We start from the raw sequence: 18,488 nt of genomic DNA on the forward strand, positions 1-18,488 counted from the left end.
GGCGCCGGGCTGGAAACAGACCCGGCGCCTTCACGACGCGGAACGACGATTTCCGATGTGGGGCGGACAAGGAAATTGGGAACGGACCTACACGCACCGCTGGGACAGAACCGCCCGCCTCGCCGCAATAGGCGCCTGCCGCCGGTGGGCCGTATGCTGGCAGCCCTCTGCCTGATCGCAATCGCCGGCTTCTCCCTCTACACCGCGCTGATCCGCGATCCCTTCCAAAAATCTCCCCCCGTCGAAACCGCCGCCAAGGCACCGCCACCGGCTGAAACCGGGGATACGCCGTCGGAGGATGCGGCAGCCGTGTCGACGGGCATGCCGCAGGCAGACCCGCAATCCGGCGCCAACGTCGAGCGCAACCTCACCGGCGACGGTTCTGTTGTGACAACCTACACGCCAAAGCCGCGGGACGGCTCAGGGCCGGTCCTCGTCAGGGCCAACCAGATCGGCCAGGATCCCCGCATGGCGGCAACGCCCAATGATGCGTTGCTGGAAAACTCACCGTTCGGCCGGCTCCCCATCACCTCTCCCGCCGGCCTGCGGCCGATGGATCAATATGCGCGGCCCTGGTCCGGCGCCCACGGCACGCGCATCGCCATCGTCGTTGGCGGCCTCGGCCTCAGCCAGACCGGTACGCAGCGGGCCATAAAGCAGCTGCCGGAGGAAGTAACCCTTGCCTTTGCGGCCAGCGGCAACAGCCTGCAGCGCTGGATGCAGGACGCCCGTCGCAGCGGCCACGAAATCCTGCTGCAGGTACCGCTGGAGCCCTTCGATTATCCGGCCAACAACCCCGGTGCCGATACGTTGTTGACATCGCAGCCAGCGGCGAAAAACGTCGAAAACCTGCACAAGGCGATGGCTGAAATCACCAATTACACCGGCATCATGAATTATCTCGGCGGCCGCTTTCTGTCGAACCCGACCGCTTTGGAACCGGTTCTGCGCGATGTCGGCAAACGCGGCCTGCTATTCCTTGACGATGGCTCATCTGCGCAATCGAAATCCGGCACGATCGCCAAGGCGCTCGCCGTGCCGTATGCTTTTGCCGACATCCAGCTGGACAGCGAACTGAATGGCGACGCGATCACCCGGAAACTGGACGAGCTTGAGCGTATCGCCCGCCGCAACGGCTCGGCAATCGGCGTCGCATCCGCATTCGACGAAAGTGTCGACGCAATTTCCGCCTGGAGCGAGAATGCCGCAACGCGCGGCATCGAGATCGTTTCCGTCTCGGCGCTCGCCAACGATCCGAAACATCCCTGACCGGAGGATATGATGAGCAAGAATCCTAATCCCGTAAAAGCCGAGGACCTGCCTTATCGCCCCTGCGTCGGGGTGATGATCCTCAACGCCGAGGGCCTCGTCTGGGCCGGCCGGCGCATTCCCATCGGCAATTCCGAATATGATGGCTCGGAAAATCTCTGGCAGATGCCGCAAGGCGGCATCGACGAGGGCGAAGATCCGCTGGAAGCGGCCTATCGCGAACTCTACGAGGAGACGGGGATGAAAACCGTCACCCTGCTTGCCGAAGCCAGCGACTGGATCAACTACGATCTGCCACCCGAACTGATCGGCATCGGCCTGAGGGGGAGGTTTCGCGGCCAGACACAGCGCTGGTTCGCCTTCCGCTTCGATGGCGACGAAAGCGAGATCGCCATCAACCCGCCACCCGGCGGCCACGAGCCGGAATTCGACCAGTGGGAATGGAAGCCTATGGAGGAATTGCCGGAACTGATCGTCACCTTCAAGCGTGGCGTCTACGAGCGCGTCGTTGCCGAATTCCGCCATCTGGCCACACTTGGCAAGAGCAGCGACTGATCGACGTTGCCTGAAGCACAATCGGTATAGCTCTACCCTATAACGCCAGACCCCGGCAAAAGCCGGGGTCTGATACATGCAAACATCGATAAGACCTCAGTACTGGTCTTCGTCCTCGTCCTTCGGGGCGCGAAGGGACTTGAGCTTGGCGAAGACGGCATCGGCGTCGATCGCCTTTTCCTTTTCTTCGCGCTCGTAGGAGAATGGCAGCTTTTCGGTTTCCTGCGACGGCTGCAGGGTTGCGCCGAGTTCGGCAGCTGTCGGCAGCGGACGGCCCTTGGCAGCCTTCTCGACTTCCATGTCGAGGTCGATCTGGCTGCATAGACCGAGCGTCACCGGATCCATTGGCGCAAGGTTGGTCGAATTCCAGTGGGTGCGGTCACGGATCTGCTCGATCGTCGACTTGGTGGTGCCGACCAGGCGCGAGATCTGCGCGTCCTTCAGTTCCGGGTGATTGCGCACCAGCCAGAGGATCGCATTGGGGCGGTCCTGGCGCTTCGACACCGGCGTATAACGCGGGCCGCGACGCTTGGATTCCGGAACGCGCACTTTCGGTTCGGAAAGCTTCAGCTTGTAATCCGGCTTGCCTTCGGCGCGGGCGATTTCCTCGCGCGACAGCTGGCCGGTGGAAATCGGGTCGAGGCCCTTGATGCCCTGCGAGGCTTCGCCATCGGCAATGGCTTTGACTTCCAGCGGGTGAAGCTTGCAAAACTGCGCGATCTGTTCGAACGACAAGGCGGTGTTGTCGACAAGCCAGATGGCCGTAGCTTTCGGCATAAGCAGTTGTTGAGCCATGGGTATAGTCCTTCTGTCCGTCCGCGCCGGGGTCGCGGTCCGTGGGTGTTTTCACCACTGATGTCCGGGAAATGACGCCCTGTATATCCTCAGTGCCGCATAATTGCAATTCTTTGCGGATGAAATGCTCTTTGTCCAATGGACGCCGTATCTTAAGGTGCTATCTGTGGGGACAAAGACCGCAGTTTTTGTGAAAAAACGCGGGCCTAGCCGGACATTTCGAGGAGGAATCATGTCTGAAAAAATTTATCCGGTCACAAAGCCGGCCAGGCAGAATGCGCTGATCACCAAGGAAAAATACGAGACCTGGTACGCAGACAGCATCGCCGATCCCGACGCCTTCTGGGGCGAGCACGGCAAGCGCATCGATTGGTTCAAGCCCTACACCAAGGTCAAGAACACATCGTTCACCGGCAAGGTGTCGATCAAGTGGTTCGAGGACGGGCTGACCAACGTTGCCTATAACTGCATCGATCGCCATCTCGAAAAGCGCGGCAACCAAGTTGCCTTCATCTGGGAGGGCGACAATCCTTACATCGACAAGAAGATCACCTATAACGAACTCTACGATCAGGTTTGCCGGCTTGCCAACGTGCTGAAGAAGCACGGCGTCAAGAAGGGCGACCGCGTCACCATCTACATGCCGATGATCCCGGAAACCGCCTATGCGATGCTCGCCTGCGCCCGCATAGGCGCCGTGCACTCCGTCGTCTTCGGCGGCTTTTCGCCGGACGCGCTGGCAGGCAGAATCGTCGATTGCCAATCGACGTTCATCATCACTTCCGACGAGGGCGTACGCGCCGGCAAGCCAGTGCCGCTGAAGGACAACACCGATACGGCAATCCACATCGCCGCCCGCCAGCAGGTCATGGTCGACAAGGTGCTGGTCGTGCGCCGCACCGGCGGTAAGACCGGCTGGGCGCCCGGCCGCGACCTCTGGTACCACCAGGAAATGGCCGCCGTGACGGCGGATTGCCCGCCTGCGAAGATGAAGGCCGAGGACCCGTTGTTCATCCTCTACACCTCGGGCTCGACCGGCAAGCCGAAGGGCGTACTGCACACGACGGGCGGCTACCTCGTCTATGCGGCCATGACGCACGAATACACCTTCGATTACCATGACGGCGATATTTACTGGTGCACCGCCGATGTTGGCTGGGTCACAGGCCATTCCTATATCGTCTACGGTCCACTCGCCAACGGCGCGACATCTGTCATGTTCGAGGGCGTGCCCAATTTCCCCGACCAGGGCCGTTTCTGGGAGATCGTCGACAAGCACAAGGTCAACATTTTCTACACTGCGCCAACCGCAATCCGCTCGCTGATGGGGGCAGGCGACGAGTTCGTTACTCGCGCCTCACGCGCCAGCCTGAGGCTGCTCGGCACAGTCGGCGAACCCATCAACCCGGAAGCCTGGAACTGGTATTACAATGTCGTCGGCGATGGCAGATGTCCGGTGGTCGACACCTGGTGGCAGACCGAGACCGGCGGACACATGATCACGCCGCTGCCCGGCGCTACGGATCTGAAACCGGGCTCGGCCACCAAGCCGTTCTTCGGAGTCATTCCCGAGCTGGTCGATGCCGAGGGCAGGGTGCTCGAGGGTGCCGCAGACGGTAATCTCTGCATCGCCGACAGCTGGCCCGGCCAGATGCGCACGCTCTATGGTGACCACAAGCGTTTCATCGAGGCCTATTTCTCTACCTACAAGGGCAAATACTTCACCGGCGACGGCTGCCGGCGCGACGCCGATGGCTATTATTGGATAACCGGCCGTGTGGACGACGTACTCAACGTCTCCGGCCACCGGCTTGGAACGGCGGAGGTCGAATCGGCGCTGGTGTCGCACAACCTTATCTCGGAAGCCGCTGTCGTCGGTTACCCTCATGCAATCAAGGGGCAGGGGATCTACTGCTACGTGACGCTGATGTCCGGCCACGAAGGCACCGATGCGCTGAGGGCCGAGCTCATCAAGCATGTGCGGACCGAGATCGGCCCAATCGCCACGCCAGACAAGATCCAGTTCTCGCCGGGCCTTCCGAAAACGCGCTCGGGAAAGATCATGCGCCGTATCCTGCGCAAGATCGCCGAGGACGATTTCGCGGCGCTGGGAGATACCTCCACCCTTGCCGATCCCGCCGTCGTCGACGACCTCATCGCCAACCGCCAGAACAAGGCAGAGGCAGCCTGACGACAGTGGTCTTACCTCTTGCGCTTCCGGACGCTGGCGGAACCAATCCTGTACCAGTTCGTTAGCTGATTAGAAGTTCAAAGGAGAAGTCACATGGGTAGCACATCAGACAAGGCCTCGGGTCTCGCCAATGAAGCCGTCGGCAACGTCAAGCAGGGCGTTGGCAAGCTTGTCGGCAACGAAAAGCTGCAGGCTGAGGGCAAGCTGCAGGAAATAAAGGGCGAAGGCCAGCAGGCACTTGGCGACGCCAAGGACACCGTCAAGGACGGCGCCGCAGCAGCTTCGGACTACGCCAACAAGAAGCTCTGAGCTTTCTAGAGACACAGAATTTTAAAAGGACGGGGATCGCATCTCCGTCCTTTTTGCATTCGGAGCGGAAGTGTCGTGACTGCCTGAGCATGGTCGAAGCAGGCCCCTTCTATAAACCGGCAGATATGTCAACCTCGCCATGCAACCTTTTCTGCACTGGCGCATTGTATAGGCAGGAAAACAAGGAAGATCACAATGACCGATTATGATGTAAACCAGCTCAAGTCCTCTTGCTTCACAGCCATCGTATTCATGAGCGTTGCTGCTGTTGCTCTCGGCCTGATGTTCCACCTCGTCAACGCCTGATTACGGAAGTCGCTATACTCGGCGACTGACAACGTTTACTTCGCCACCAATACTGGCGATTAGCATTCCATAGGTCGGCGCGGCTCATCTCTGAGATTTGACGATGGAAATGCAAGAAGAAAAACCATTACATTATTTATGCGACCCGCCGCGCTAACGAGCGTGTAACTATTGCAGTACGATGCAGGAAATCCGTTGCGTCAGCATCTTATGCAGCTTGGTGGGCATTGACCTCTTTCACGGCTGGACTCTTGACTCTTTCGCAAAACATTTTATTACCTGCGACGGAATAGGAAGACGGTCCATGGCTCGTTTCGAACAGATCCGCGACTGCGACCGCCTGGCAGCCCCTGCCGGGTCGCATAGCCGTTTTCCGATATCTTCCAACACCAAGGCCAAAACCACGACGAAAACCGTCTGACGTTTCCTGGCCTGCCGCTCTCTCCCCGGCTCGGCTGGGGACAGGGAACCGCTGATCGCGGCTCCCCCTCACCGGATAGCGGAGAGATGAGAAAGAGAGCATAAAATGGGTTTCAAAGTCGCAATCGCAGGCGCTACCGGCAATGTCGGTCGTGAAATGCTCAACATCCTCTCCGAACGCGGCTTTCCCGCCGACGAAGTCGTGGCGCTGGCCTCGGCCCGCAGCCAGGGAACGGAAGTGTCGTTCGGCGACCGGACGCTGAAGGTCCAGAACCTCGAAAACTACAATTTTGCCGATACCGACATCTGCCTGATGTCGGCCGGCGGCGAAATCTCTAAGAAGTGGTCGCCGAAGATCGGTGCGCAGGGCTGCGTCGTCATCGATAATTCGTCGGCCTGGCGCTACGATCAGGACGTGCCGCTGATCGTGCCGGAAGTGAATGCCGACGCTATCGACATGTTCACCCGCCGCAACATCATTGCCAATCCCAATTGCTCGACTGCACAGCTTGTCGTCGCCCTGAAGCCGCTGCATGATTTTGCCAAGATCAAGCGCATCGTCGTATCGACCTACCAGTCGGTGTCGGGCGCCGGCAAGGATGGCATGGACGAACTGTTCAACCAGACACGCGCTGTCTTCGTTGCCGATCCGATGGCCAACAAGAAGTTTCCAAAGCGCATCGCCTTCAACGTAATCCCGCACATCGATGTGTTCATGGAAGACGGCTACACGAAGGAAGAGTGGAAGGTGCTGGCCGAAACCAAGAAGATCCTCGATCCGAAGATCAGGGTGACCTGCACGGCCGTGCGCGTTCCGGTCTTCATCGGCCACTCGGAATCAGTCAATATCGAGTTCGAGAACGAAATTAGCGCCGATCAGGCGCGCGACATCCTGCGCGAAGCGCCCGGCTGCATCGTCATCGACAAGCACGAGGACGGCGGCTACATGACGCCATACGAATCGGCCGGCGAGGACGCGACCTATATCTCGCGCATCCGTGAGGACGCGACCGTCGAGAATGGCCTCAACATCTGGGTCGTCTCCGACAACCTTCGCAAGGGTGCCGCCCTGAACGCCATCCAGATCGCCGAGCTGTTGATCAATCGCGGGCTCATCAAGCCCCGCAAGCAGGCCGCCTGAGAGGACTACTTTTTATAAAGGTCTAGCCTATATAACCCTGCGGTTCGCTTGCGAACGGCGGGGTTTTTCACGGATACCGGAGGTCGGGCGGCAGCGTCCACGCCCGAGGGATGGTTTTGGACGGATCAAAAGGACATCGGACGTTGGCGGGGCCGGCGCGGATGTCGAAACACAGGGACGAGGAATGCGCATGAAGAAGTCTGGTTGGGCGGCGCTCGCAGCCGTGCTCATGATAACGGCGCCGGTGGCAGCCGAGGCTGCGCAGTGCGGCAACACGGCAGCCGGATTTCCGGCCTGGGTCGGTGAGTTCAAGCAGGAAGCGGCAGCCAAGGGCATCAGCCCCCAGGTTCTCGACCGCGCCTTTGCCGATGTCCACTACAACCAGCCGACGATCCGTGCCGACCGTGGCCAGAAGAGCTTCAAGCTGTCGTTCGAAGAGTTCATGAAGAAGCGCGGCGGCCAGACGGTCATCAATCGTGGCCGCGGCATGAAGCAGGCGAACGCCGCATTGTTTGCCAACATCGAGCGCAAATACGGCGTGCCGGCCGGTCCCCTGATCGCAATCTGGGGCATGGAAACAGGCTTTGGCAGCTATATGGGCAATGAGCACACGATGTCCGCCGTCTCGACGCTGTCCTACGATTGCCGCCGCAGCGACTATTTCACCGATCAGCTTTATGCAGCGCTGAAACTGGTTGGCGAAGGCTATCTCAGCCCGTCGGCACGTGGCGCAGCCCATGGCGAAATCGGCCAGACGCAGTTTCTGCCACGCAATGTCGTCAATTTCGGCGTTGACGGCGACGGCAATGGCCGGATCGACATGGTCGGCTCGAAGGCCGATGCGCTCGCCTCGACTGCCAACTTCCTGCGCGGCCACGGCTGGCGTCCAGGCGAGGGCTACCAGCCCGGCGAACCGAATTTCAATGCCATTGCCGGCTGGAATGCTGCCGTCGTCTATCAGCAGTCGATCGCCTATATCGGTAAGCAGATCGACGGAAAGTAAGCTTCATACTTCGTGTGAATGGTGGGCTCCGGGAAACCGGGGCCTTTTTTATTTTCGCGTTTCACAGAAACGCAGGATGTCCTGCAGCTTTTATGTAAGCCGCATATGCGCGCGACGGCGTTAGGCCGGGCTGCTACGGCGTCTCTCGACGATGCCTGAGGTGGCGACGTAGTTCCGGCCGCTGGCCTTAGCTGCGTAGAGCGCCATGTCGGCTTTCTTGATCAGGTCCTCGAAATGATCGCCGTGCGCCGAATAGGTCCGGGCAGCGCAGCCAAAGCTGGCGGTGACATCGACGACGCCGCCGTCGGGCAGCGGAATGCGGGCGTCCTGCACCGCGCGCCGCATCCGCTCGGCAACCGATGCAGCTTCATCCTTGCTGGTGTCGGGCAGCAGGGCTGGAAACTCTTCGCCGCCGTGGCGCACCAGCAGGTCGACGCCGCGAAAATTGCGCTTGGCAATGGCGGCCACCTGCCGCAGCACATCGTCTCCCACATCGTGGCCATGCTGGTCGTTGATCTTCTTGAAATGATCGAGATCGAAAAGCACGACAGCAACCGGACGGGCGCGATCCTTGCCAAGCAGCGCCTCTGCAGCAGCCTCGAAGCCACGGCGATTGTAGAGGCCTGTCAGCAGGTCCGTCTGCGAGGCGCTGCGCAGTTCGGTCACCAGTTCCTCACGCTCGCGGGTCAGCCGGTCGAGCAGACGCATCCCCTTGACCGCGAGACCGCCGACGATGGCCGCCAACAGCGACAGGATGAGTGCCAGACCTACCACTGCCAGCAAATGATAGTGGGCACGCCGCGATAGTTCGTCGCCGGTATCCTGGAGATTTTGCGTCACGGAGAGGATGTTCTGCCGCAGGAACGCCAGCCGTCCCTCCTCAGCCACCGTCCAGAGGTTGCGCAGCTCCGGCGTCGGTCGCAGGACGCCGGAGAGGATCGCCTGCGAATAAACATCGGCGCGCTTTTCGCCCGGCTGGTTGAGGAAGTCGATGATGCCGCGTATGACCGGCGAAGAGGTGTGAAAGCGCAACCGGTCCGTACCCAGGCGCCGTGTCACGTCGCCTTGCAGCAGCTGCTCGCGCGACATGGCGGAAAAACCGATCTGTTCGAGGTAATGGCTGCCGATATTGTTGACCACGAGCTCGCCGTGATAGGTCAGAAGGATGCTCATCAGCTCATTCGACTTGCGCAGCAGCAATGGATCGTGGATCAGGGCTGAGAGGCTGTCGCCAAGGCCCAGCTGGCGAAGTGCTGCCTGCCGGTACATATAGCCGACATTGGCATGGCGGCCGTAGCGCCCGTCGTCGATGGCCGACCTGAGGCCGACGATCCGGCTGTAACCGAAGCGCAGCCGTGACAGCTGGCCATTGATGCCACCGGAAAATTTGTCCGCTGAGGGCAGTCGCGCAAAGAAGTGCCTGCGGGCGCTGTCGACGGCATCCCTTGTGCTGCGCATTGCTGCTGCGGTGTCGGGATTTCTATCGAGCAGGAAGGCCTGCGTTGCCACCATTTCGGCCGGAATTTCCGTCGAGGCAATGGCGCCGCCGTGCGCCAGCATTTCGGCTACCAGCCGGTCTGCCTCCAGCGTCCGGTACTGCTCGAAGGACGACGCGATCAGCAGAAGTCCGGCCGCCATCATGAAAGCAAACGGCAGGAGGATCGCAGCAAGGACTGTTTTCTTGATGGTCTGGAATTGCATGGATGCGCCTTTACGGGTCCATCCATTTCCTGCCAGCGGATGCACTCATAGCGATATTAACAGATATCGCTTGAAAAGTGACCACGTAAATAGGGGGGGTATCAAGCGCCGGGACGGATGAAGTCGCCGGTTTCGCCGTCCATGACCCACAATTCGCCCGTCGAGATGTCGAACCATGCGCCGTGAAGCTGCAACTGGCCCTCTTTTTCGAGTTCGCGGATATCCGGGAAGCTGCGCAGATTGGCGATCGAATTGCGAATGGAAACGCGCTCGAGTGCCGTCTGACGCTCGCCCTGGGTCATCATGTCGTTGTTCTGGATCTGCTCGGCCGCAGTGGAAACCAGCGACATCCAGCGACCGATGAAATCACCGGGAGAAAGCGGCTCGGAGCTCGGGTCGAGGGCAGCACGGATACCGCCGCAGCGACCGTGGCCCATGACGACGATGTTCTTGATCTTCAGCGCCTGCACGGCAAACTCGAGTGCTGCCGATGTCGCATGGAAATTGCCATCCGGCTCATAGGGCGGCACGATGTTTGCGACGTTGCGGATGACGAACATCTCGCCGGGACCGGCATCGAAAATTGTTTCCGGGGCTGCCCGCGAATCGGAACAGGCAATCACCATTGTCGAGGGGCTTTGGCCCTGCTCCGCAAGGCTGCGATAGCGCTCGCGCTCGTCAACGTAGCGCCCGCCCATGAAGCTGTTGTAGCCGTCGATCAGGAAAGAAGGAAAAGTGTGCATGCATCCCGATTAGCGCGGCGAGACGCCGAGATCAACAGTCGAGATGTTAAAAATTTGTGTCACCGCCGCTAGCGCTTGCGACGGTGGGCCGGATGCATGAGGTGGCGCATCTGCACCATGGCCATCGGTGTCGACAGGCTGGCCGCGTCGGCCGCCAGCGTCAGTTCGTCACTGCCGCGCTTCACGGCACGGGCGAGCACCTCGTAGACGCTGGCTGTTGCCAGCTGCAGCGCCCGCTCCTCTTCCATGCCGGACATCAGCCGCGACAGGAACAGTGCCGCCAGCAGGTCGCCGAGACCGTTCGGGGCGTTGTCGATTGCCCGGTGTTCGGCCAGCAGCGCGTTGCGACCGCTGAGATAGAGATTGCCGGTGCCGCCGGCCATCATCGGCACCGCCGAAGTCACGAGCATGCGCGACGGACCGAGCGCCAGGGCTGCTTCCATCACGGCATTGTTGTCGTCGAGCGGCGCACCGGAAAGCCAGGCAAGCTCGTAGCGGTTCGGCGTTGCCAGCGAGGCGAGGGGCAAGAGATGGTCGCGGATGGCTTCCGCCGTCGGCTGCGGCACGTAGAGCCCGCCGAGATCGCCGATGACGGGATCGCAGGCATAGAACAGGTCCGGCGTCTTTTCGCGCATCGCCGTGATCAGCCGGGCGACCGAATGTGCCTGGGCGGCATTGGCGAAGTAGCCGGACAGCACGGCCTTGACCTCCGGAAGCCAGGGTGCCGCCAGCAGGTCATCGATGGCAAGGTCGAAATCGGCTTCAGGAAATGTCAGCCGTGTCGATCTTCCATGGCCGGGGTGCCATGGCAAAACAATGGTTGGCAGCGCCCAGACGGGATGCCCCAGCGTCTCCAGCGCAAAGACGGCAGCGCGGTTACCCACCGAGCCCCGCACCACGTGGCTGGAAATGACAAGGACCGCGCCCTCTGCTGTGTCCGACATGGTGATGACTTTCGGTGATGGCTGGCCGTGTTTACGGAATGTTTGATGAGGCGTTCGCGGTTGCCTGTCAACGAAGATTGACGTTGCCTGGCAGACCGCGCCAAAATCACGGTCGCGTCGGCCACTCGGGAGGTCCGGGCCTGCGCCGCCTGGAACGTTACAAGTAGCGCTGCACCCTGGCCTGCAAAAGTGCGATGAGCCTTTGGTCCATGAAGGTGTAGTCGTCCGGAATGTCGAGGCAGATGATCCGCTTGCCCTTCAGCACGGATCGGTATCGGCGCTGTATCTTGGATCGATGGATTTTCTCCATCGCGAAGATGATGTCTGCCCATTCGACCAACTCCGTCGACAGAGGATTTTCGGCATCGTTGTTTGTGCCAGCCGACATAACCTCGATGTCACGCCTGCCGGCAAATACCTGCTCGGCCGTCGGACTGCGAAGCTTGTTTTGACTGCAGACGAAGAGGATGTTTTGCATGTCGAGATCTCTGTGTAATTAAATCGAACGCGGTGACCGTAGCGCCGGTGAAGCCAAAACGCGGTTCGATCTTACCACCCCGTCATAATCTTTTGCGGTTGCATCTCTATCGCTTCTGAAGTCTGCTTGGGAGCAGGATGCGTCGGGAGAGTGCAATCATGGCCAGAATGAACCCCAAGCGGGAAAAGCTGATCGAGGCGGCGGTCAAGGCGGCCGAAGCGTCGGGCAAGACCTACCTCGATCCGAAAATCCTGTTCGGGCAGGCCAGCAACGACGACATGGCCCGCTACAGCGCCGAAATGCTGGCACTGACCGCCATTCACACCGCAGACGAACTCGGCCGCTGGTCCGGCGAGGCCCGTATCACCGTTGCGCCGATAGAGGGAGTCGCACCCGGCGGCGTTGCTGTCTCGGTGCTGTCGATCACCGACCGCAACATGCCGTTTCTCTACGAATCGGTGATGGGCGAAGTCACCAGCACCTACCGCGACGTGGCGATGGCCGTGCACCCGATCCTGTCGCTGCAGCCGGACGGCACGCCGGCCCTGAAGGCGGCGCAGGCCGGCGATCCCGGCCAGCGCGTCAGCCATATCCAGCTGCACTTGGCGCCGTTGACGGCGGAGCAGGCAGATGCCCTCATCGTCCGCGTCAGGACGGTACTGGAGCAGACACATCTCTCGGTGGGCGACTGGCAGCCGATGCTGGCGCGGCTCGACACTGTCATCGACGAACTCAGCGCACATGCCGCTGGGCGCCGTGCGGCAGAGCGCGACGAGGCACTGGCCTTCCTGTCCTGGCTTCGGGACGACAATTTCACCTTCCTCGGCATGCGTGACTACGTCTATTCCGGCAAGGGCAAGCAAGCGACCGTCGAGCGGGACCGTGGCACGGGCCTTGGCATTCTCGCCAATCCGGACGTCCGCGTGCTGCGCCAGGGGAGCGATGCCGTGACCACGACGCCAGAAATCCTGGCGTTCCTCGATGGCCCGGATTTCCTCATCGTCACCAAGGCCAACGTCAAGTCGCTGGTACATCGCCGCGCCTACATGGATTATGTCGGCGTCAAACGTTTCGACGAGAAGGGCAATGTCGTCGGCGAACTGCGCATCGTCGGGTTGTTCACCTCGATTGCCTACACCGCCGAACTGTCGGACATTCCGCTGCTGCGGGCCAAGGCCCAGAAGGTCACGGACCATTTCGGCTTCGATCCGACCAGCCATTCCGGCCGCATGCTGCAGAACACGCTGGAATCCTATCCCCGCGACGATCTCTTCCAGATCGACACGAGCCTGCTCGCCACCTTCTGCGAGCAGATCAACGACCTCGCCGACCGGCCTCGAGTGAGGGTCCTGCCGCGCATCGACCATTTCGACCGCTTCGTGTCCGTCATCGTCTATGTGCCGCGCGAAGAGTACGATTCGGTCGTCCGCGAAAAGATCGGCGCCTATCTGCGGACCGTCTATGACGGCCGCGTTTCGGCCTATTATCCGGCCTTTCCGGAAGGCGGCGTGGCGCGCGTGCATTTCATCATCGGCCGCACCATCGGTCGCACGCCGCATATCGCGCAAGCCGTGCTGGAAGATGCCGTCCGGGCAATCGCTGCCCGCTGGATCGACCGGCTGGAGGCGCTGGCCGGCCCGGCAGCGCCCGGCCTCACCGTCAGCCAGGCGTTCCAGGAGGCCTTTTCCCCGGAAGAGACCGCGGCCGACCTGCCGGCCATCATGGCCTGCGCCGGCGATGCGCCGATCCGCATCGGCTTCTACAGGCGCTCCTTCGGCGACACCGACGTGCTGTCGCTAAAAATCTTCCACGGCGAGGGCAACCTTGCCCTGTCGCGTCGCGTACCGCTGCTTGAAAACCTGGGCTTCAATGTGCTCAGCGAACGCACCTTCGACATCCACGTCGAGGGGTCCGGGATCAGCGGCGATGTGGTGTTGCACGACATGGAGCTGGAGGCGCGCGACGGCGTCGCCTTCGATCTCAAGCGCCACGGCGCAGCCCTCGAGGAAGCCTTTCTCGCGGCTTTCGAAGGCAGCATCGACAATGATGTTTTCAACCGGCTTATCGTCTCGGCCGACCTCACCGCGCGAACCGCCAATATCCTGCGCGCCTACGCTCGCTATCTGCGCCAGGCCGGCATCGCCTATTCGCAGGACTATATCGCCACGACACTCGACAAATATCCTGCCATTGCGGCCAGCATCGTCCGGCTGTTTCACGATTCGCTCGACCCGACGCTGGAGGAAAAGCCGCGCCTGAAACGCTTGGCGACCCTGCATGCAGCGATCGAAACCGACCTCGCCTCCGTGCCGAGCCTCGATGACGACCGCATTTTGCGGCGCTATGTCAACGCCGTCGACGCGACGCTGCGCACCAACTATTTCCAGCGCAGTGCCGACGGTTCTCCAAAGGCGATGTTCGCGATCAAGCTTGACCCGAAGCAGCTTGACGGATTGCCGGAACCCCGGCCCTTCCGCGAGATCTTCGTCTACGGCGTCGAGGTGGAGGGCGTGCATCTGCGCTTCGGCAAGGTGGCCCGCGGCGGCCTGCGCTGGTCCGACCGGGCGGAAGACTACCGCACCGAGGTGCTCGGGCTCGTCAAGGCGCAGCAGGTGAAGAACGCCGTTATCGTGCCTGTCGGTGCCAAGGGCGGCTTCTATCCGAAACAATTGCCGGCCGGCGGCAGCCGCGATGCCATCTTCAATGTCGGCCGGGAGGCCTACAAGACGTACATCCGCACGCTGCTTTCGATCACCGACAATATCTCCGGCGCCGATATCATTCCGCCTCCGGATACATTGCGGCTGGACGGCGACGATCCCTATTTCGTCGTTGCAGCCGACAAGGGAACCGCGACATTCTCCGATACCGCCAACGGTCTGGCGCAGGAGGCCGGCTTCTGGCTCGACGACGCCTTTGCCTCGGGCGGATCGGCCGGCTACGACCACAAGAAGATGGGGATCACCGCGCGCGGCGCCTGGGAGACCGTCAAGCGACATTTCCGCGAACTCGATATCGACATCCAGACGACGCCGTTCAGCGTTGTCGGCGTCGGCGACATGTCGGGCGACGTGTTCGGCAACGGCATGCTGCTGTCGCCGAAAATCCGGCTGATCGCCGCCTTCGACCACCGCGATATCGTCATCGACCCCGATCCCGACATGGCCGCGACGCTCGCCGAGCGCCAGCGCCTGTTCGACCTGCCGCGCTCCAGCTGGCAGGATTTCGACAAGAGCCTGCTGTCTGCGGGCGGCATGATCATTCCGCGTTCGGCGAAGTCTGTGACGCTCACCAGGGAAGCCGCGGCTGCCATCGGGCTCGACAGGACGGTTGCCACGCCGTTCGAAATCATTACCGCCATCCTCAAATGCCAGGCCGACCTGCTATGGTTCGGCGGTATCGGCACCTATGTGAAATCGCCGACCGAAACCGACGCCGATGTCGGCGACCGTGCCAACGATCCGATCCGCATCAATGCCGACGAGGTCCGCGCGCGGGTGATCGGCGAGGGCGCCAATCTCGGCGTCACGCAAAAGGGCCGCATTGCCTATTGCCTGAAGGGCGGCCGATGCAATTCCGACGCCATCGACAATTCTGCGGGCGTCAACACGTCCGACGTAGAGGTCAACATCAAAATCGCCCTTGCCTCCGCCATGCAGGACGGTCGCCTGACACGCGCCAGGCGTGACCAACTCCTCGCATCGATGACCTCAGAGGTCGCAGCCCTAGTGTTGCGTAACAACTATCTGCAATCGCTGGCTATTTCGCTGACGGAGCGTAAGGGAACCGGCAACGGCCTGGAGCTCGGCCGCTTCATCAGCGTGCTTGAATCCGCCCGCAAGCTCAGCCGCAAGGTCGAGACGCTGCCGGATGAGGCGACCTTCGCCGAGCGCTACGCCAACGACCGGCCTCTCACCCGACCGGAAATCGGCGTGCTGCTCTCTTACGCCAAGATCGTGCTGTTCGATGCACTGCTCGAGAGCGCCCTGCCGGACGATCCCTATTTTGCCGCAACGCTGACCGGCTATTTCCCGCAGAAAATGCATCGCGGCCATGCAGCCGATATCGCCGGACACCGGCTTCGGCGCGAGATTGTCGCTACCAGTCTTGCCAACGAGGCGATCAATCGCGGCGGTCCGGCTTTTGTCGTGTCGATGATGGATGCAACGGCGGCCGCCGCTTCCGAGGTCGTCAAGGCAGCCGTGCTCGCCCGCGACGGGTTCGATCTCGACCGGCTGTGGGATAGCGTCGACGGGCTCGACGGCAAGATCGGCGGCGAAGTGCAGAACCGGCTCTACGGCGACATCGGGCAGATCTACACCGTGCTGACCCGGCTGCTGTTGAAGACAAGCATGGTCAAGTCAGAGATCGGCGAGACCGTTGGCCGGCTGCAGGCGGCAGCGAAAAAGCTGCGGCCCTTACTGTCGAGCCGGATCCCGGCCGAATTTGCCGCCGAGATCGATGCCCGGCGCAACGATTACGCAGCGGCCGGCGTGCCCGAAGGCCTTGCCGGCGAGATTGCCGCACTCGGTACGTTCCTGCTGGTACCCGATGTCATGCAAATTGCCGAACAGACGGGCGAGGCGCTAGCGCGCGCCGCAGAAACCTACTTCGAGGTGTCGCAGACCTTCCGGGTCAGCCGCCTGCTGGTTTCCGGCAGCCGCATTGTCACCGGCGATCACTACGAAAACCTGGCGCTCGCCCGCAGCCTCGACCGCATCGCCACGGCGCGTCGCGACATCGTCATCTCGGCGCTCAATGCCCACCCCCAGGACCGCCAGCCGCTTGCCGCCTGGCACGCCAGCGACCGCATCCGCATCAACCGCATCGCCGAGGAACTGGCGGGCCTTAGCGAAGGCGGCGAGGCAAATCTCGCCCGCATCACCGTCGCCGCCGGCCTGCTCGGCGACCTCGCCCACGATTTGCCGAGGTGATTGCCACGACTTCCCTCATCTCTGTGCTCGTCACAGAGATCCAGTCACGGCGCGGCTGCGCCGTGCGATGACCTTGGCGGCAAGGGAAGTTTGCCCAATGCGCCCATGAATTCGGAGGCGTCGGATTACTCAAACGAGCACGTTTGCGAGCGCCTAAACCGGCCTCAGGTTGCTTGCGCGGGGCCTTTCGGGATGACAAGGTCCGGCGGGAGGCTGGCGGAATAGCAGGGATATAGCTGTGGCGATTGCAGAGCGTGACGATGCCCAGGCGGCGAGAGTTCCGGCGCGCGGTATCTGGGGGTGGATGCTGTTCGACTGGGCGGCGCAGCCTTTTTTCACGGTGGTCATCACCTTCATCTTCGGCCCCTATTTCGTCGCCCGGCTAACGGCCGATCCGGTCGGCGCCCAGGCGATGTGGAGCAACATGGCGACGATCAGCTCGATCGTTATCGCCGTACTATCGCCCATTCTCGGATCGATTGCCGACCAGTCCGGCGCCCGCAAACCATGGATCGCCTTTTTTGCGGTCATCCAGATTATCAGCATGTTCTGCCTGTGGTGGGCAGCACCTGGCTCGCCGATCATCTATCCGTTCATCTTCATCATCCTCGCCTCCATTGCAGCCGAGTTCTCCATCGTCTTCAACGATTCGATGATGCCGCGACTTGTCAGCAAGGACGATGTCGGAAAACTGTCGAACACCGCCTGGGGCCTCGGCTATCTCGGCGGCATGATCGTACTGATCACAGTTGTCGCACTACTCGCGGGTAATCCGGAGACAGGGCGCACCATCCTCGGACTGAAGCCGCTGTTCGGCCTCGACGCCGTTCTCGGCCAGGATGCGCGCATCACCGGCCCGATTGCGGCCGTGTGGTACCTGATCTTCATCCTGCCGATGTTCCTGTTCACGCCCGATGCGCCGCGCGGGCTTCCGATGCGCTCCGCCGTCGGACTGGGGATAGGCGAACTGGCAAGGACGCTGAAGTCGCTACGCCATCGGCCGGGCATCAGCCGCTTCCTGATCGCGCGCATGATATACCAGGACGGCGTCAACGGCGTCGTTATCCTCGGCGGGACCTTTGCCGCCGGAATGTTCGGTTGGCCGACCATCGAAATCGGCATTTTCGGCATCATCCTCAACGTCGTCGCCATCTTCGGATGTCTTGTGGCCGGCCGGCTCGATGCGCGGCTGGGGTCGAAGACCATGGTCGTCATCGGGCTGGTCATGCTGCTGATCGCCACCATCGGCTTCATCTCCACGGGTCCCGGCTTTACGCTGTTCGGCCTGATCAAGCTGTCGACAGTCGATTCAGGCGGACTATTCGGCACGACGGCGGAAAAAGCCTATGTGATGTACGGGCTACTGATCGGCCTCGCCTTCGGCCCGGTGCAGGCCTCGTCGCGCTCCTACCTGGCGCGCAGCGTCAGCCTCGAGGAATCCGGCCGCTATTTCGGCATCTACGCGCTGTCAGGTCGCGCCACCAGCTTCATGGCAACCCTGATGTTTTCCATCGTCACCAGCTTTTCCGGCTCGGCCCGGCTCGGCATGGCGACGCTGATCCTTTTTCTGGCCGGCGGTCTGCTATTGCTACTACCCACCCCATACCCAGCCGACGCACGGGAATAAGAAATCCCGGCGCAGCGAAAGCTGGCCGGGATATACAAATTTACAGATCGGATATCCGCTACGTGCGGATAT

At 61.5% G+C, this 18,488-nt stretch carries 13 protein-coding genes; 8 read left to right on the top strand and 5 right to left on the bottom strand.

The window, feature by feature from the left end; all coding sequences use genetic code 11:
• Positions 1–75 precede the first annotated feature (75 nt).
• Entirely contained in the window at positions 76–1,269 is a 1,194-nt protein-coding gene (locus J5274_RS03225; RefSeq protein WP_219274751.1) for a divergent polysaccharide deacetylase family protein, read from the top strand.
• A gap of 12 nt (positions 1,270–1,281) precedes the next feature.
• Complete coding sequence (locus tag J5274_RS03230) at positions 1,282–1,824, top strand: RNA pyrophosphohydrolase (protein WP_142824510.1); 543 nt, start codon at positions 1,282–1,284, stop codon at positions 1,822–1,824.
• A gap of 96 nt (positions 1,825–1,920) precedes the next feature.
• Here the strand turns inward: J5274_RS03230 and J5274_RS03235 are convergent, their stop codons facing one another.
• A complete protein-coding gene (locus tag J5274_RS03235) occupies positions 1,921–2,619 on the bottom strand; it encodes a DUF1013 domain-containing protein (protein ID WP_111222093.1) in 699 nt (232 codons plus the stop codon).
• 232 nt (positions 2,620–2,851) lie between these two features.
• Between J5274_RS03235 and acs the strand changes: the two genes are divergently transcribed.
• From acs to J5274_RS03255, 4 genes are all read left to right on the top strand, one after another.
• Entirely contained in the window at positions 2,852–4,810 is a 1,959-nt protein-coding gene (acs, locus tag J5274_RS03240; RefSeq protein ID WP_142824509.1) for an acetate--CoA ligase, read from the top strand.
• Positions 4,811–4,903: 93 nt separating this feature from the next.
• Positions 4,904–5,119, top strand: a complete 216-nt coding sequence (locus J5274_RS03245) for a CsbD family protein (protein WP_142824508.1) — start codon at positions 4,904–4,906, stop codon at positions 5,117–5,119.
• 832 nt (positions 5,120–5,951) lie between these two features.
• Positions 5,952–6,986 (top strand): aspartate-semialdehyde dehydrogenase, encoded by a 1,035-nt coding sequence (locus J5274_RS03250; protein WP_111222096.1) that lies wholly within the window; start codon positions 5,952–5,954, stop codon positions 6,984–6,986.
• Positions 6,987–7,170: 184 nt separating this feature from the next.
• Positions 7,171–7,989 (top strand): lytic transglycosylase domain-containing protein, encoded by an 819-nt coding sequence (locus J5274_RS03255; RefSeq protein ID WP_142824507.1) that lies wholly within the window; start codon positions 7,171–7,173, stop codon positions 7,987–7,989.
• 120 nt (positions 7,990–8,109) lie between these two features.
• Here the strand turns inward: J5274_RS03255 and J5274_RS03260 are convergent, their stop codons facing one another.
• From J5274_RS03260 to J5274_RS03275, 4 genes are all read right to left on the bottom strand, one after another.
• Positions 8,110–9,690, bottom strand: a complete 1,581-nt coding sequence (locus tag J5274_RS03260; protein ID WP_142824506.1) for a diguanylate cyclase — start codon at positions 9,688–9,690, stop codon at positions 8,110–8,112.
• 101 nt (positions 9,691–9,791) lie between these two features.
• A complete protein-coding gene (locus J5274_RS03265) occupies positions 9,792–10,433 on the bottom strand; it encodes a carbonic anhydrase (protein WP_142824505.1) in 642 nt (213 codons plus the stop codon).
• A gap of 68 nt (positions 10,434–10,501) precedes the next feature.
• A complete protein-coding gene (gene pdxY, locus J5274_RS03270) occupies positions 10,502–11,377 on the bottom strand; it encodes a pyridoxal kinase PdxY (protein WP_142824504.1) in 876 nt (291 codons plus the stop codon).
• Between the two features lie 157 nt (positions 11,378–11,534).
• Positions 11,535–11,855 (bottom strand): low molecular weight protein tyrosine phosphatase family protein, encoded by a 321-nt coding sequence (locus J5274_RS03275; RefSeq protein WP_142824503.1) that lies wholly within the window; start codon positions 11,853–11,855, stop codon positions 11,535–11,537.
• Positions 11,856–12,010: 155 nt separating this feature from the next.
• Between J5274_RS03275 and J5274_RS03280 the strand changes: the two genes are divergently transcribed.
• Positions 12,011–16,789, top strand: a complete 4,779-nt coding sequence (locus J5274_RS03280) for an NAD-glutamate dehydrogenase (protein ID WP_142824845.1) — start codon at positions 12,011–12,013, stop codon at positions 16,787–16,789.
• Positions 16,790–17,027: 238 nt separating this feature from the next.
• Entirely contained in the window at positions 17,028–18,416 is a 1,389-nt protein-coding gene (locus J5274_RS03285; RefSeq protein WP_224127847.1) for an MFS transporter, read from the top strand.
• Positions 18,417–18,488 lie beyond the last annotated feature (72 nt).

It is taken from the genome of Rhizobium sp. L51/94 (assembly GCF_019355555.1).
Classification (GTDB): domain Bacteria; phylum Pseudomonadota; class Alphaproteobacteria; order Rhizobiales; family Rhizobiaceae; genus Rhizobium; species Rhizobium rhododendri.